This window comes from Myceligenerans crystallogenes, assembly GCF_039529775.1.
GTDB classification, from domain to species: Bacteria; Actinomycetota; Actinomycetes; order Actinomycetales; family Cellulomonadaceae; genus Myceligenerans; species Myceligenerans crystallogenes.
This window is the reverse complement of sequence record NZ_BAAANL010000001.1, coordinates 443,864-458,489: the sequence shown is the minus strand read 5'-3', so window position 1 is coordinate 458,489 and position 14,626 is coordinate 443,864. Positions and strand designations below refer to the sequence as shown.

General features: G+C 67.5%; 15 protein-coding genes and 1 pseudogene. All 16 read right to left on the bottom strand.

Annotated features, from left to right (window positions below; all coding sequences use genetic code 11):
* Positions 1–2 precede the first annotated feature (2 nt).
* Positions 3–242, bottom strand: a complete 240-nt coding sequence (gene rpmC / locus ABD208_RS01840; protein ID WP_344098958.1) for a 50S ribosomal protein L29 — start codon at positions 240–242, stop codon at positions 3–5.
* Entirely contained in the window at positions 242–661 is a 420-nt protein-coding gene (gene rplP / locus ABD208_RS01835) for a 50S ribosomal protein L16 (RefSeq protein ID WP_344098957.1), read from the bottom strand. Before rplP ends, rpmC begins: the two co-directional genes overlap by 1 nt.
* Before the next feature lie 2 nt (positions 662–663).
* Positions 664–1,515, bottom strand: a complete 852-nt coding sequence (gene rpsC / locus ABD208_RS01830) for a 30S ribosomal protein S3 (protein ID WP_344098956.1) — start codon at positions 1,513–1,515, stop codon at positions 664–666.
* Between the two features lie 2 nt (positions 1,516–1,517).
* Complete coding sequence (rplV, locus tag ABD208_RS01825) at positions 1,518–1,874, bottom strand: 50S ribosomal protein L22 (RefSeq protein ID WP_344098955.1); 357 nt, start codon at positions 1,872–1,874, stop codon at positions 1,518–1,520.
* A 79-nt stretch (positions 1,875–1,953) separates the two neighbouring features.
* Positions 1,954–2,235: a 30S ribosomal protein S19 gene (gene rpsS / locus ABD208_RS01820; protein WP_344098954.1), complete on the bottom strand. Its 282-nt coding sequence runs from the start codon at positions 2,233–2,235 to the stop codon at positions 1,954–1,956.
* Positions 2,236–2,249: 14 nt separating this feature from the next.
* On the bottom strand, positions 2,250–3,086 hold the full coding sequence (rplB, locus tag ABD208_RS01815) for a 50S ribosomal protein L2 (protein ID WP_344098953.1): 837 nt from the start codon (positions 3,084–3,086) through the stop codon (positions 2,250–2,252).
* Positions 3,087–3,118: 32 nt separating this feature from the next.
* Positions 3,119–3,421 (bottom strand): 50S ribosomal protein L23, encoded by a 303-nt coding sequence (rplW, locus tag ABD208_RS01810; protein ID WP_344098952.1) that lies wholly within the window; start codon positions 3,419–3,421, stop codon positions 3,119–3,121.
* A complete protein-coding gene (locus ABD208_RS01805) occupies positions 3,418–3,789 on the bottom strand; it encodes a hypothetical protein (RefSeq protein ID WP_344099999.1) in 372 nt (123 codons plus the stop codon). Before ABD208_RS01805 ends, rplW begins: the two co-directional genes overlap by 4 nt.
* 42 nt (positions 3,790–3,831) lie before the next feature.
* Positions 3,832–4,509 (bottom strand): annotated as a pseudogene (rplD, locus tag ABD208_RS01800) (50S ribosomal protein L4); the annotation flags it as partial.
* A 5-nt stretch (positions 4,510–4,514) separates the two neighbouring features.
* The gene (gene rplC / locus ABD208_RS01795; RefSeq protein ID WP_344098951.1) at positions 4,515–5,168 is read right to left on the bottom strand and encodes a 50S ribosomal protein L3; all 654 of its coding nucleotides are present in this window, start codon (positions 5,166–5,168) and stop codon (positions 4,515–4,517) included.
* 17 nt (positions 5,169–5,185) lie between these two features.
* On the bottom strand, positions 5,186–5,494 hold the full coding sequence (rpsJ, locus tag ABD208_RS01790; protein WP_043498203.1) for a 30S ribosomal protein S10: 309 nt from the start codon (positions 5,492–5,494) through the stop codon (positions 5,186–5,188).
* A gap of 466 nt (positions 5,495–5,960) precedes the next feature.
* The gene (gene tuf, locus ABD208_RS01785; protein ID WP_344098950.1) at positions 5,961–7,157 is read right to left on the bottom strand and encodes an elongation factor Tu; all 1,197 of its coding nucleotides are present in this window, start codon (positions 7,155–7,157) and stop codon (positions 5,961–5,963) included.
* 119 nt (positions 7,158–7,276) lie between these two features.
* Positions 7,277–9,379: an elongation factor G gene (fusA, locus tag ABD208_RS01780; protein WP_344098949.1), complete on the bottom strand. Its 2,103-nt coding sequence runs from the start codon at positions 9,377–9,379 to the stop codon at positions 7,277–7,279.
* A gap of 85 nt (positions 9,380–9,464) precedes the next feature.
* The gene (gene rpsG, locus ABD208_RS01775; RefSeq protein WP_344098948.1) at positions 9,465–9,935 is read right to left on the bottom strand and encodes a 30S ribosomal protein S7; all 471 of its coding nucleotides are present in this window, start codon (positions 9,933–9,935) and stop codon (positions 9,465–9,467) included.
* Entirely contained in the window at positions 9,935–10,309 is a 375-nt protein-coding gene (gene rpsL, locus ABD208_RS01770) for a 30S ribosomal protein S12 (RefSeq protein ID WP_344098947.1), read from the bottom strand. Before rpsL ends, rpsG begins: the two co-directional genes overlap by 1 nt.
* 422 nt (positions 10,310–10,731) lie before the next feature.
* A complete protein-coding gene (locus ABD208_RS01765; RefSeq protein ID WP_344098946.1) occupies positions 10,732–14,613 on the bottom strand; it encodes a DNA-directed RNA polymerase subunit beta' in 3,882 nt (1,293 codons plus the stop codon).
* Between the last annotated feature and the right edge of the window lie 13 nt (positions 14,614–14,626).

Below are 14,626 nucleotides of genomic sequence, written 5' to 3'. Positions count from 1 at the left end.
CCTCACTCACTCACGCTCGGAGCCGTACGGATGCCGAGCTCACGCTCGCGCAGGATCGTGTAGATCCGAGCGATGTCGCGGCGCACGGCCTTGAGACGTCCGTGGCTCTCCAGCTGGCCGGTGGCCGACTGGAAGCGGAGGTTGAACAGCTCCTCCTTGGCCTCCTTCGCCTTGGCGACGAGAGTCTCGTCGTCCATGCCGTCGAGGTCGACGGGCAGCAGGCCCTTCGTACCGACAGTCATCAGATCGCACCCCCTTCGCGCACCACGAAACGGCACTTCATCGGAAGCTTGTGCATCGCGCGGCTCATCGCCTCGCGAGCCAGCCCCTCATCGACGCCGGCCAGCTCGAAGACGATCCGGCCGGGCTTGACGTTGGCGACCCACCACTCGGGCGAGCCCTTACCGGAACCCATACGGACCTCGGCGGGCTTCTTGGTCAGCGGGCGGTCCGGGTAGATGTTGATCCACACCTTTCCACCACGCTTGATGTGGCGGGTCATCGCGATACGCGCCGCCTCGATCTGGCGGTTGGTGACGTAGGCGGGCTCGATGGCCTGGATGCCGAAGTCACCGAACGCGATCTGCGTGCCACCCTTGGCGTTACCGCTGCGCTTGGGGTGGTGCTGCTTGCGGTGCTTGACCTTGCGCGGGATCAGCATGGTCAGGCCTCCGTTCCGGACTCTGCGGCCGGCGCGGCCGGGGACTCGGCCGCGGGAGCGGCACCCTCCGGCTTGCGGTCGGCCGGACGCTCGTTGCGACGCCCACCACGACGGTCGCCGCGGTCTGCGCCACGGCCACCCTCGCGCTCGCCACGCTCACCGCGGCCACGACCCTGACGGGGCGCGGAAGCGGCCTGCTGCGCGAGGAATTCCTTCTCGGTGGTGTCGCCCTTGTAGATCCACACCTTCACGCCGATGCGGCCGAAGGTGGTACGCGCCTCGAAGAAGCCGTAGTCGATGTACGCGCGGAGCGTGTGCAGGGGCACCCGGCCCTCGCGGTAGAACTCCGAACGGCTCATCTCGGCGCCGCCGAGGCGGCCCGCGACCTGCACGCGGATGCCCTTGGCACCGGCGCGCTGCGCGGACTGGATGCCCTTGCGCATGGCACGACGGAACGACACGCGGCTCGCGAGCTGCTCGGCGATGCCCTGCGCGACGAGCTGGGCATCGATCTCGGCGTTCTTGACCTCGAGGATGTTCAGCTGGACCTGCTTGCCCGTGAGCTTCTCGAGCTCGCCGCGGATGCGGTCGGCCTCGGCGCCGCGGCGGCCGATCACGATACCCGGACGCGCCGTGTGGATGTCCACGCGGACACGGTCGCGGGTGCGCTCGATCTCGACCTTCGCGATGCCGGCCCGCTCGAGGCCGGTGCTCATGAGCTTGCGGATCGCCACGTCCTCACGGACGTAGTCGCGGTACCGCTGACCGGGCTTCGTGCTGTCCGCGAACCACCGCGACTTGTGTTCGGTGGTGATGCCCAGGCGGTACCCGTGCGGGTGTACCTTCTGACCCACTGTCAGGCCCCTTCCTTGTCGGCGAGCACCACGGTGATGTGGCTCGTGCGCTTGAGGATGCGGTTGGCACGACCCTGCGCCCGCGGCCGGAACCGCTTGAGCGTCGGACCCTCGTCCACGTACGCCTCCTTGACGACCAGCTCGTCCTCGACGAACCGGACGCTGTCCCGGTCGGCCTTCACGCGCGCATTGGCGATGGCGCTCTCGACGACCTTCCGGATCGGCTCCGCGGGCGACTGCGGTGCGAACTTCAGCACCGCAACGGCCTCGGAGGCCTGCTTGCCACGGATGAGGTCGATGACGCGCCGGGCCTTCTGGGGCGTGACACGGACGAACCGCGCCTTCGCCATGGCTTCCATTGCTGTCCTGCTTCCTTTTCTCAGACAGTCGGGCTGTCGCTGCGCTTCTTGACGAGATGAGCCGTGGGCTCGTCTCGTCTCAGCGGCGACGGCCCTTCTTGTCGTCTTTCACGTGGCCGCGGAAGGTCCGCGTGGGGGCGAACTCGCCGAGCTTGTGGCCGACCATCGCCTCGGTGACGAACACCGGGGTGTGCTTGCGGCCGTCGTGCACGGCAAAGGTGTGACCGAGGAACTCCGGCGTGATGACCGACCGGCGGGACCAGGTCTTGATGACGTTCTTGGTCCCCTTCTCGTTCTGTACGTCCACCTTCTTCTGCAGGTGGTCGTCGACGAAGGGGCCCTTCTTCAGGCTACGAGGCATGTTTCAGGCTCCTATCAGCGCTTCTTGCCGGTACGACGGCGGCGGACGATCAGCTTGTCGCTCGCCTTCTTCGGGCGGCGGGTACGTCCCTCGGGCTTGCCCCACGGGCTCACCGGGTGGCGGCCACCGGAGGTACGACCCTCACCACCACCGTGCGGGTGGTCGATCGGGTTCATGACCACACCGCGGACGGTCGGGCGCTTGCCCTTCCAGCGGTTACGGCCGGCCTTGCCCCAGTTGATGTTCGACTGCTCGGCGTTGCCGACCTCGCCGACCGTCGCGCGGCAGCGCAGGTCGACGTTGCGGATCTCGCCGGACGGCATGCGCAGCTGCGCGTACGGGCCGTCCTTGGCGACGAGCTGCACGGAGGCACCCGCCGAACGGGCGATCTTCGCACCGCCACCGGGCCGGAGCTCGACGGCGTGGATGACCGTACCGGTCGGGATGTTGCGCATCGGCAGGTTGTTGCCGGGCTTGATGTCCGCGCCGGCCCCCGCCTCGACGACGTCGCCCTGGTTCAGCTTGTTCGGGGCGATGATGTAGCGCTTCTCGCCGTCCGCGTAGTGCAGCAGCGCGATGCGGGCCGTGCGGTTCGGGTCGTACTCGATGTGAGCGACCTTCGCCGGCACGCCGTCCTTGTCGTGACGGCGGAAGTCGATGACGCGGTACGCGCGCTTGTGACCGCCACCCTTGTGGCGCGTCGTGATGCGGCCGGAGTTGTTGCGACCGCCCGTCTTGGACAGCGGGCGGAGCAGGGACTTCTCCGGCTGCGAGCGCGTGATCTCGGTGAAGTCGGCAACGCTACCGCCGCGGCGGCCTGGCGTCGTCGGCTTGTACTTACGGATTCCCATGGGGATCTGTCCTCAATCTGCTCTCGTCCGGCTCAGCCGACCGGCCCGCCGAAGATGTCGATCGACCCCTCGCGGAGGGTGACGACCGCACGCTTGGTGTCCTTGCGCTTGCCCAGGCCGTAACGCGTACGCCGCGTCTTGCCCTTGCGGTTGATCGTGTTGACCGAGTCGACCTTGACGTCGAAGACCTTCTCGATCGCGATCTTGATCTCGGTCTTGTTCGCGTCCGGGTCCACGATGAAGGTGTACTTGCCCTCGTCGAGGAGGTTGTAGCTCTTCTCGGAGACGACCGGCGCGATCAGGATGTCGCGGGGGTCCTTCTGCACGGTGGTCACTTGGACTCCTCCTCGGCTTCGGCACCTTCAGCCTCAGCGACCTTCACCGCATCGGCTGCAATGGCGTCCGCCTTGCCGGCCTCCGACTCGATCTCGTCGACGTCGGTGAAGTCGACCTTCTCGGTGAACTGGTAGTCACGCGACTGCCCGCCGACGAGGTACTCCTGGAACTCGGCCAGGCCCTTCTCGTCGCCGTCGGCCAGGAACTGCGCCTGCTTCGCGAACGAGCTGGCGGCCGGCGAGAACTTCACGCCACCGTCCGTGAGGGCGGCGCGGACGTCGTCCTCCGTGGCAGCGGCGAGCTTCTCCCAGGTGGTGTAGCCGGCGGCGGTCAGCACACCGGCGATCTTCGGGCCGATGCCCTCGATCTTCTTCAGGTCGACCGCGGCGGCGGGCGCCTCGGCGGAGAGCTCGGCGGCCTCCGACTCCGTGGCGACGGCCTTCGCGCCCTTGCCGGCCGGGGCGTCCGCGAGGAACGCGTCCAGGGCGGCCTGGGTGAAGATGACGTCGTCGGCCAGGAGCACGTCGTAGGTGTTCAGCTGGTCGGAGACCAGCAGGTGCACCTCGGGGACGTTGCGGAGCGACTTGATCGTGATCTCGTCGGTCCGCTCCGTCACGACGAGCACGTGCGCGCGCTCGGTGAAGGTCTTGATGACGGCCAGCGCGGCCTTCGTCGACGGCGTGCCGTCGATGCCGAAGCCCGACACCACGTGGACGCGGCCCGCGCGGGCGCGGTCCGACAGGGCACCGCGCAGGGCGGCGGCCTTCATCTTCTTCGGGGTGCGCTGCGAGTAGTCACGCGGCTGCGGGCCGTGGACGACGCCACCGCCGGCGAACTGCGGGGCGCGCGTCGAACCCTGACGGGCGCGGCCGGTGCCCTTCTGCTTGTACGGCTTGCGGCCACCACCGCGGACCTCGCCGCGGGTCTTGGTGGCGTGCGTGCCCTGACGAGCCGCCGCGCGCTGGGCGACGACGACCTGGTGGATCAGCGGGACGTTCACGGCGACGTCGAAGATCTCGGAGGGAAGCTCCGCGGTCCCAGACTTCTTGCCGGACGCGTCGAGCACGTCGACGGACTTCGCTGCCATTGTTGTCACGCTCCCTTCGCGGCGGTACGGACGAGGACGACGCCGCCCTTGTTACCGGGAACCGCGCCCTTGACGAGCAGCAGGCCCTTCTCGGCGTCGACCGCGTGGACGGTCAGGTTCTGGACGGTCTTACGGGCGTTGCCCATCCGGCCGGCCATCTTCAGGCCCTTGAAGACTCGCGACGGCGTCGAGGCGCCACCGATCGAGCCGGGCTTGCGGTGGTTGCGGTGCGCACCGTGCGAGGCGCCGACGCCGGAGAACCCGTGGCGCTTCATGACGCCCGCGGTGCCCTTGCCCTTGGTCGTGCCGGTCACGTCGACCACGACGCCGGCCTCGAAGGCCTCCGCCGTGATCTCCTGGCCCAGCGTGAACTCGCTCGAGTTCTCGGTGCGGATCTCGGCCAGGTGACGGCGCGGCGTCACGCCGGCCTTGTCGAAGTGGCCCTTCAACGGCTTCGTGACCTTGCGCGGGTCGATCTGGCCGTAGGCGAGCTGCACGGCCGCGTAGCCGTCCGCCTCCTGGGTCCGGATCTGGGTCACGACGTTCGTGCCCACCGCCACGACCGTCACCGGCACGAGGCGACCGGCCTCGTCCCAGGTCTGGGTCATGCCGAGCTTGGTCCCGAGCACCGCGGTCACGTTCTTCTGCTGGTTGGTCATGTTGATGTCCTCCAGCCTCAGAGCTTGATCTCGATGTTCACGTCCGCCGGCAGGTCGAGACGCATGAGCGAATCGACGGCCTTCGGCGTCGGGTCGACGATGTCGATGAGCCGCTTGTGCGTACGCATCTCGAAGTGCTCGCGGCTGTCCTTGTACTTGTGAGGCGACCGGATGACGGTGAAGACATTCTTCTCCGTCGGCAGCGGCACCGGGCCCACGACCGTCGCACCAGCGCGAGTGACCGTGTCGACGATCTTGCGCGCCGAGCTGTCGATCACCTCGTGGTCGTAGGACTTGAGCCGGATGCGGATCTTCTGTCCCGCCATGGCGTCGTCTGACTCTCTCTCTCGAACCGCTACTGTCCGACCCACGCGCTCGGGCGTGTCGCGCTGTGCGACGCACCTGGGCGCATGCACCGAAGCGGTACTTGGGCCGTTGGGAAGTGATCTCACGCGAGAACTCGCGCGGACCACGACGTTTGCCGAGCCTGCTCGGAACAGTGACAGCGGTGATACCGCCGGCCGTGTGCTCCGCGGGGCGCATTCAAGCGTCGAAACTCAGACACAAAACCCCGCAGTCTCCCCTCGGGGGGAGGACCGCCCGGCCATCTTCGTGGCCGCGGCTTCGCACACTGTTCGACACTAGAAAGAGCGCACCCTTGACAGGCAACTGCTCGATTCTGCCACAGGGTTCCGCAGAACTCCAAGCGGAACGGATGTGACGTGTGCCCGGGAACCACTCAGGGCCCGGACGCCGAAGCGTCCGGGCCCTGAACGGACCGTCAGGCCAAGATCACTTCAGGATCTTGGTGACACGGCCGGAACCGACCGTGCGGCCACCCTCGCGGATGGCGAAGCCGAGGCCCTCTTCCATGGCGATCGGCTGGATGAGCTCGACCGTCATCTCGGTGTTGTCACCCGGCATGACCATCTCGGTGCCCTCGGGCAGCGTGATGACGCCGGTGACGTCCGTGGTGCGGAAGTAGAACTGCGGGCGGTAGTTCGAGAAGAACGGGTTGTGACGGCCACCCTCGTCCTTGCCCAGGATGTAGACCTGGGCCTCGAAGTTGGTGTGCGGCGTGATCGAACCCGGCTTCACGACGACCTGGCCGCGCTCGACGTCCTCGCGCTTGGTGCCGCGCAGCAGCAGACCCGTGTTGTCACCGGCCTGCGCCTGGTCCATCTGCTTGTGGAACGTCTCGATACCGGTGACCGTGGTCTTCTGCGGCTCACGGATACCGACGATCTCGACCTCGGAGTTGATGTCGAGCACGCCGCGCTCCACCTTGCCGGTGACGACGGTGCCACGACCCGTGATCGTGAAGACGTCCTCGATCGGCATCAGGAACGGCTTGTCGAGGTCGCGCTCCGGCTCCGGGACGTTCTCGTCCACGGCCTCCATGAGCTCGACGACCTTCTCGACCCACTCGGGGTCGCCCTCGAGCGCCTTGAGGCCCGAGACGCGGACCACGGGGACGTCGTCGCCGTCGAACTCCTGCGACGACAGCAGCTCGCGGACCTCCATCTCGACGAGCTCGAGGAGCTCCTCGTCCTCGACCATGTCAGCCTTGTTCAGCGCCACGAGCAGGTAGGGCACGCCCACCTGGCGGGCGAGCAGGACGTGCTCACGCGTCTGGGCCATCGGACCGTCGGTCGCGGCGACCACCAGGATCGCGCCGTCCATCTGGGCGGCACCGGTGATCATGTTCTTGATGTAGTCGGCGTGACCGGGAGCGTCGACGTGCGCGTAGTGCCGCTTCGGCGTCTCGTACTCGATGTGCGCGATGTTGATCGTGATACCGCGCTGCTTCTCCTCCGGCGCGGCGTCGATCTCGTCGAAGTTGCGCTGGACGTTCGCCGGCAGGCCCGGGTACTTGTCGGCCAGCGTCTTCGAGATCGCGGCGGTCAGCGTCGTCTTGCCGTGGTCGACGTGACCGATCGTGCCGATGTTGACGTGCGGCTTGGTCCGCTCGAACTTGGCCTTAGCCACTTGGGTCCTCCTGGGACTTGGGTAGATGTTCCGAACGTTGCGGGTGTCGGCGAGCGAGCCTACAACCGCGGGGCGTCGGGCTTCCTACAGGTTGGTTTTTCGGTTCGACCTGTGGGGACTCACTCGCCCCGGGTCTTCTTGATGATCTCCTCGGCAACCGCCTTGGGAACCTCGGCGTAGCTGTCGAACTGCATCGAGTACACGGCGCGGCCCTGGGTCTTCGACCGAAGGTCACCGATGTACCCGAACATCTCGCTCAACGGTACGGTGGCGCGCACGACCTTGACACCCGTCGCGTCCTCCATGGACGAGATCATCCCACGACGCGAGTTCAGGTCGCCGATCACCTCACCCATGTACTCCTCGGGCGTACGGACCTCGACGGCCATGACGGGCTCGAGGAGGACCGGGTCGGCCCGCCTGACGCCCTCCTTGAAGACCATCGAACCGGCGATCTTGAACGCCATCTCCGAGGAGTCGACGTCGTGGTACGCACCGTCGAGCAGCGTCGCCTTCACGCCGACCACGGGGAACCCGGCGAGGACACCCTGGTCCATGGCCGACTGGATACCCGCGTCCACCGACGGGATGTACTCGCGCGGGATGCGGCCACCGGTGACCTCGTTGGAGAACTCGTAGAGCGCCCCCTCGGAGGTCTCCAGCGGCTCGAAGGTCACCTGGACCTTCGCGAACTGGCCCGAGCCACCCGTCTGCTTCTTGTGCGTGTAGTCGATCTTCTCCGCCTTGCGGCGGATCGTCTCGCGGTAAGCCACCTGGGGCTTGCCGACGTTCGCCTCGACCTTGAACTCCCGCCGCATGCGGTCGACCATGATGTCGAGGTGGAGCTCGCCCATGCCGCCGATGACGGTCTGGCCGGTCTCCTCGTCCAGCGAGATGCGATACGTCGGGTCCTCTTCGAGGAGCTTCTGGATCGCCGTGGACATCTTCTCCTGGTCGGCCTTCGTCTTCGGCTCGATCGCCACGTCGATGACGGGCTCCGGGAAGGACATCGACTCCAGGATGACCTGGTTGTTCGGGTCGCTCAGGGTGTCACCCGTGGTGACGTCCTTGAGGCCGATGAACGCGTAGATGTGGCCGGCGCTGGCCTCGTCGACCGGGTTCTCCTTGTTGGAGTGCATCTGGAACATCTTCCCGATGCGCTCCTTCTTGCCCTTGGTCGTGTTCTGCACCTGGGCACCCGACGACGCCTTGCCGGAGTAGACCCGGACGTACGTCAGCTTGCCGAAGAACGGGTGCGTCGCGACCTTGAACGCCAGGCCGGAGAAGGGCTCGGTCGCGTCGGCGTGACGCTCGACGACCTTCTCGGTGTCCTTGGCGTCCGTGCCCTCGATCGAGGGCACGTCGAGCGGGGACGGGAGGTAGTCGATCACCGCGTCGAGCATGGGCTGCACGCCCTTGTTCTTGTACGCGGAACCGCAGAGCACGGGGAACGCCGCGGAGGTGACGACCAGCTTGCGGATGCCCGCCTTGATCTCCTCCTTGGTCAGCGCCTCGCCGACCAGGTACTTCTCCATGAGGTCGTCGTCCGCCTCGGAGACGGCCTCGACGAGCTCCTCGCGGTACTGCGCGGCCTTCTCCGCCATGTCGGCGGGGATCTCCTCGACCTCGTACTCCTCGCCCATCTTCGTGTCGCCACGCCAGGTGAGCGCCTTCATCTCGACGAGGTCGACGACGCCCTCGAAGTCGTTCTCCGCGCCGATCGGCAGCTGGATCACGAGCGGCTTCGCCTTCAGGCGGTTCACGATGGTGTCGACCGTGAAGTAGAAGTCCGCGCCGAGCTTGTCCATCTTGTTGACGAAGCAGATCCGCGGCACGTCGTACTTGTCGGCCTGGCGCCACACCGTCTCGGACTGGGGCTCGACGCCCTCCTTGCCGTCGAACACCGCGACGGCGCCGTCCAGCACGCGGAGCGAGCGCTCCACCTCGACCGTGAAGTCGACGTGGCCAGGCGTGTCGATGATGTTGATCTGGTTGTTCTTCCAGTAGCAGGTCGTCGCGGCGGACGTGATCGTGATGCCGCGCTCCTGCTCCTGCTCCATCCAGTCCATCGTCGACGCGCCGTCGTGCGTCTCACCGATCTTGTAGTTCACACCCGTGTAGAACAGGATGCGTTCGGTCGTAGTGGTCTTGCCTGCATCGATGTGGGCCATGATGCCGATGTTGCGGACCTTGCTCAGGTCGGTCAGCACGTCGAGTGCCACGGTCTCTTACCCCTTACGTGGGTCTGGTCCGCCGAGGCGGATCCACCGAAGGCCCCGGTGTTCACCGGGGCCGTCGGAGCAATTATTACCAGCGGTAGTGTGCGAACGCCTTGTTCGAGTCGGCCATCTTGTGCATGTCCTCGCGGCGCTTGACCGCCGCACCGAGACCGTTCGACGCGTCGAGGATCTCGTTCATCAGACGCTCGGTCATGGTCTTCTCGCGGCGGGCGCGCGAGAAGTCGGTCAGCCAGCGCAGCGCCAGCGTCGTCGCACGCACGGGGCGCACCTCGACCGGAACCTGGTACGTGGCACCACCGACGCGGCGCGAGCGCACCTCGAGAGCGGGGCGGACGTTGTCCAGCGCGCGCTTGAGCACGACGACCGGGTCCTGGTCCGTCTTGGTCCGGACACCCTCGAGGGCGCCGTACACGATCGCCTCGGCGGTGGACTTCTTGCCGTCCAGCAGCACCTTGTTGATCAGCTGGGTGACGACCGGGGACCCGTACACCGGGTCGACGATGAGCGGCCGCTTCGGGGCCGGTCCCTTGCGGGGCATCAGCTCTTCTCCTTCTTGGCGCCGTAGCGGGAGCGCGCCTGCTGGCGACCCTTCACGCCCTGCGTGTCGAGCGCACCGCGGATGATCTTGTAACGGACACCCGGGAGGTCCTTCACACGACCGCCGCGCACGAGCACGATCGAGTGCTCCTGCAGGTTGTGGCCGACACCGGGGATGTACGCGGTCACCTCGACCTGGGAGGAGAGCTTCACACGCGCGACCTTGCGGAGCGCCGAGTTCGGCTTCTTGGGGGTGGTGGTGTACACACGGGTGCACACGCCGCGCCGCTGGGGAGAACCCTTCAGAGCCGGGGTCTTCGACTTCCCGGTCTTCGAGGTCCGGCCCTTGCGGACGAGCTGCTGGATCGTAGGCACTACGTCTCCGTCGTCTCTCGAGCTGGTGGTGCCGGCGGGTGCCGCCGACGCCTCGTTGGTCTGTGGCTGGTGCGTGCCGATCGCACGCGGCACCCGCGGCCCTCACAGGTCCGCAACGCCACCTACCACCGGCTCGATGGCCCGGTCGGTCCGCCGGTAGGACACAGAGGAACCCACGGGAGACGTCTCCGGGATGCCGGCGCACTCACATCGGCCGCTTCCGCGTGGATCTCCGTTGGGGGGATCCGCGGAACAGTGCGGCCAGACGGCGCTGGCACGTTGCCCTAGCCTACCCGCGCCCAATACCACGGTCAAAACGAAAACTGTGAGGTCCGTCGCCGTGTGAGAGCAGGCAGAAGAAGGGACAGGGCCCGGGGTCTCGCGACCCCGGGCCCTGCCTCGTGTTCGTGCTGGTCAACCGGTCAGCGGAAGTCTCCGAAGTCCAGGTCCTCCAGCGGGATCGCCTCGCCCGAGCCCATGCCGAGGGTCGGGAAGTCGATGTCGTCGTAGCCGAAGCTCGGGTACAGCTCCGCCTTGGCCTGCTCGGTGGGCTCGACGTCCACGTTCCGGTAGCGGGCGAGACCCGTTCCGGAGGGGATGAGCTTACCGATGATGACGTTCTCCTTGAGGCCGAGCAGCGGGTCGCGCCGGCCGCTCATCGACGCCTCCGTGAGCACCCGGGTGGTCTCCTGGAAGGAGGCCGCCGAGAGCCACGAGTCGGTCGCGAGCGACGCCTTCGTGATACCCATCAGCTCCGGACGGCCGGCGGCCGGCTGGCCACCCTCCGCCACGGCCTTGCGGTTCGCGTCCTCGAAGCGGAAGCGCTCGGCGAGCTCGCCCGGCAGGAGGATGGAGTCACCCGAGTCGAGCACGGTCACGCGGCGCAGCATCTGCCGCACGATGACCTCGATGTGCTTGTCGTGGATGTCCACGCCCTGCGAGCGGTAGGTCTCCTGGACCTGCTCGACGAGGTGGCTCTGCGTGGCCCGCGGGCCGAGGATGCGCAGCACCTTCTTCGGGTCGACGGCGCCCTTGACGAGCTGCGTGCCGACCTGGACGTGGTCGCCGTCGTGCACGAGCAGCGTCGCGCGCTTGGTGACCGGGTACTTGATCTCCTCGGCGCCGTCGTCCGGGTTGAGGACGATGTGCCGCGTGCGCTCCGTGTCCTCGATGGTCACGGTGCCGGTGAACTCCGCGATGGGCGCCTCACCCTTGGGGGTGCGGGCCTCGAAGAGCTCGGTGACACGCGGGAGACCCTGCGTGATGTCCTCGGCCGCGGCCACACCACCGGTGTGGAACGTACGCATCGTCAGCTGGGTACCCGGCTCACCGATCGACTGCGCCGCGATGATGCCGACGGCCTCGCCGATGTCCACGAGCTTGCCCGTGGCCAGCGAGCGGCCGTAGCAGCGCGCGCACGCGCCGACGCGGGACTCGCAGGTGAGCACGGAGCGCACCTTGACGTCGACGACGCCCGCCGCGACCACCGCCGCGATGACCACGTCGCCGCAGTCCTCGCCGGCGCTCGCCACCACGTTGCCCTCGGCGTCGACGACGTCGGTCGCGAACGTCCGCCCGTACACGCTGGTCTCCACCAGCGGGTGCGGGACCAGCGAGCCGTCGTCGAGCTTCTCGGCGACCGGGTGGGTCAGGCCGCGCTGCGTGCCGCAGTCGTCCTCGCGGATGATGACGTCCTGCGAGACGTCCACGAGACGACGGGTCAGGTAACCCGAGTCCGCGGTACGCAGGGCCGTGTCCGCCAGGCCCTTGCGGGCGCCGTGCGTGGCGATGAAGTACTCGAGGACGGACAGGCCCTCGCGGTAGTTGGACTTGATCGGGCGGGGGATGATCTCGCCCTTCGGGTTCGCCACGAGGCCGCGCATACCGGCGATCTGACGGACCTGCATCCAGTTACCGCGGGCACCCGAGCCCACCATGCGCAGCACGGTGTTGCGCTGGTTGCTCTCGAGGTTCTCCCGCATGACCGCCGCGACCTTGTCGGTCGCCTGGGTCCAGAGCTCGATGAGCTCCTGACGGCGCTCGTCGTCGGTGATCAGACCACGCTCGAACTGCTGCTGCACCTTCAGCGCGCGGGCCTCGTGCTCGTCGAGGATCGCGCCCTTCGCCTCCGGCGCCGCCACGTCGCTGATCGCGATCGTGACGCCCGAACGCGTCGCCCAGTGGTAGCCGGCGTCCTTCAGCGCGTCCAGCGCCGCGGCCACCTCCACCTTCGGGTAGCGCTCGGCGAGGTCGTTGACGATCGCGGAGAGGCGCTTCTTGTCGGCCACGCCGTTCTCGTACGGGTAGTCGACGGGCAGCGTCTCGTTGAAGTGGTAGCGGCCCAGCGTCGTCTCGAACAGGATCGGCTGACCCGGCTCCCAGCCCTCGGGGCCCTCGAAGCCCTTCGGCGGCACGAGGTCGTCGACGCGCAGCTTGATCTTCGCGTTGACGTCCAGCTCGCCGCGGTCGAAGGCCATGATGGCCTCGGCCACCGACGCGAACGCGCGGCCCTCGCCGACAGCGCCCGGCCGGTCGCTCGTCAGGTGGTGCAGGCCGATGATCATGTCCTGCGAGGGCATGGTCACCGGACGCCCGTCCGACGGCTTGAGGATGTTGTTGCTGGACAGCATGAGGATGCGGGCCTCGGCCTGCGCCTCGGCGCTCAGCGGCAGGTGGACCGCCATCTGGTCGCCGTCGAAGTCCGCGTTGAACGCGGCGCACACGAGCGGGTGCAGGTGGATGGCCTTGCCCTCGACGAGCTGCGGCTCGAACGCCTGGATGCCCAGGCGGTGCAGCGTCGGCGCGCGGTTCAGCAGCACCGGGTGCTCCTGGATGACCTCCTCGAGCACGTCCCACACGACCGGGCGGGTGCGCTCGACCATGCGCTTGGCGCTCTTGATGTTCTGCGCGTGGTTCAGCTCCACCAGGCGCTTCATCACGAACGGCTTGAACAGCTCGAGCGCCATCTGCTTGGGCAGACCGCACTGGTGCAGCTTGAGCTGCGGGCCGACCACGATGACCGAACGGCCCGAGTAGTCGACGCGCTTGCCGAGCAGGTTCTGACGGAACCGGCCCTGCTTGCCCTTGAGCATGTCGGAGATCGACTTCAGCGGGCGGTTGCCCGGACCCGTGACCGGACGGCCGCGGCGGCCGTTGTCGAACAGCGAGTCCACGGCCTCCTGGAGCATCCGCTTCTCGTTGTTCACGATGATCTCGGGCGCACCGAGGTCGAGCAGCCGCTTGAGGCGGTTGTTCCGGTTGATGACGCGGCGGTACAGGTCGTTCAGGTCCGACGTCGCGAAGCGGCCGCCGTCGAGCTGCACCATCGGGCGCAGGTCCGGCGGGATGACCGGGACGGCGTCGAGCACCATCGCCGTGGGCGAGTTGGTCGTCGTGAGGAACGCGTTGACGACCTTGAGGCGCTTCAGGGCACGGGTCTTGCGCTGGCCCTTGCCGGAGCGGATGGTCTCCTTGAGCGACTCGGACTCGGCCTCCAGGTCGAAGGTCTCCAGTCGCTTCTGGATCGCCGAGGCGCCCATGGCGCCCTCGAAGTAGGTGCCGTAGCGGTCCTGGAGGGCGCGGTACAGCAGCTCGTCGCCCTCGAGGTCGGCGACCTTGAGGTTCTTGAAGCGGTCCCAGACCTGCTCCAGGCGGTCCAGCTCCTGGTCGGCCCGCTTGCGCAGCTGGGACATCTCGCGCTCGGCGGCGTCGCGCACCTTGCGGCGCGCGTCCGCCTTGGCGCCCTCGGCCTCGAGCTCGGCGAGATCCTGCTCGAGCTTGGTGGCCCGGACGTTGATCTCGTTGTCGCGGCGGTCCGCGATCTCCTTCTTCTCGAGGTCGATCTCGTTCTGCAGGTTCGGCAGGTCCTCCTGGCGCGCCTCCTCGTCGACCGAGGTGATCATGTAGGCCGCGAAGTAGATGACCTTCTCGAGGTCCTTCGGGGCCAGGTCCAGCAGGTAACCGAGGCGCGAGGGCACGCCCTTGAAGAACCAGATGTGCGTGACCGGCGCGGCCAGCTCGATGTGCGCCATGCGCTCACGGCGCACCTTCGAACGCGTGACCTCGACGCCGCAACGCTCGCAGATGATGCCCTTGAAGCGCACGCGCTTGTACTTGCCGCAGTAGCACTCCCAGTCCCGGGTGGGGCCGAAGATCTTCTCGCAGAAGAGCCCGTCCTTCTCCGGCTTCAGGGTGCGGTAGTTGATGGTCTCGGGCTTCTTGACCTCGCCGTGCGACCACGCGCGGATGTTGTCGGCCGTGGCGAGGCCGATCCGCAGCTCGTCGAAGATGTTGACGTCGAGCAAGGTGTCCTACTTC

Coding starts and splice junctions, on each gene's coding strand:
- rpmC (WP_344098958.1), bottom strand. CDS start 242: ATGACTGTCGGTACGAAGGGCCTGCTGCCCGTCGACCTCGACGGCATG.
- rplP (WP_344098957.1), bottom strand. CDS start 661: ATGCTGATCCCGCGCAAGGTCAAGCACCGCAAGCAGCACCACCCCAAG.
- rplV (WP_344098955.1), bottom strand. CDS start 1,874: ATGGAAGCCATGGCGAAGGCGCGGTTCGTCCGTGTCACGCCCCAGAAG.
- rpsS (WP_344098954.1), bottom strand. CDS start 2,235: ATGCCTCGTAGCCTGAAGAAGGGCCCCTTCGTCGACGACCACCTGCAG.
- rplB (WP_344098953.1), bottom strand. CDS start 3,086: ATGGGAATCCGTAAGTACAAGCCGACGACGCCAGGCCGCCGCGGCGGT.
- rplC (WP_344098951.1), bottom strand. CDS start 5,168: ATGACCAACCAGCAGAAGAACGTGACCGCGGTGCTCGGGACCAAGCTC.
- rpsJ (WP_043498203.1), bottom strand. CDS start 5,494: ATGGCGGGACAGAAGATCCGCATCCGGCTCAAGTCCTACGACCACGAG.
- rpsG (WP_344098948.1), bottom strand. CDS start 9,935: ATGCCCCGCAAGGGACCGGCCCCGAAGCGGCCGCTCATCGTCGACCCG.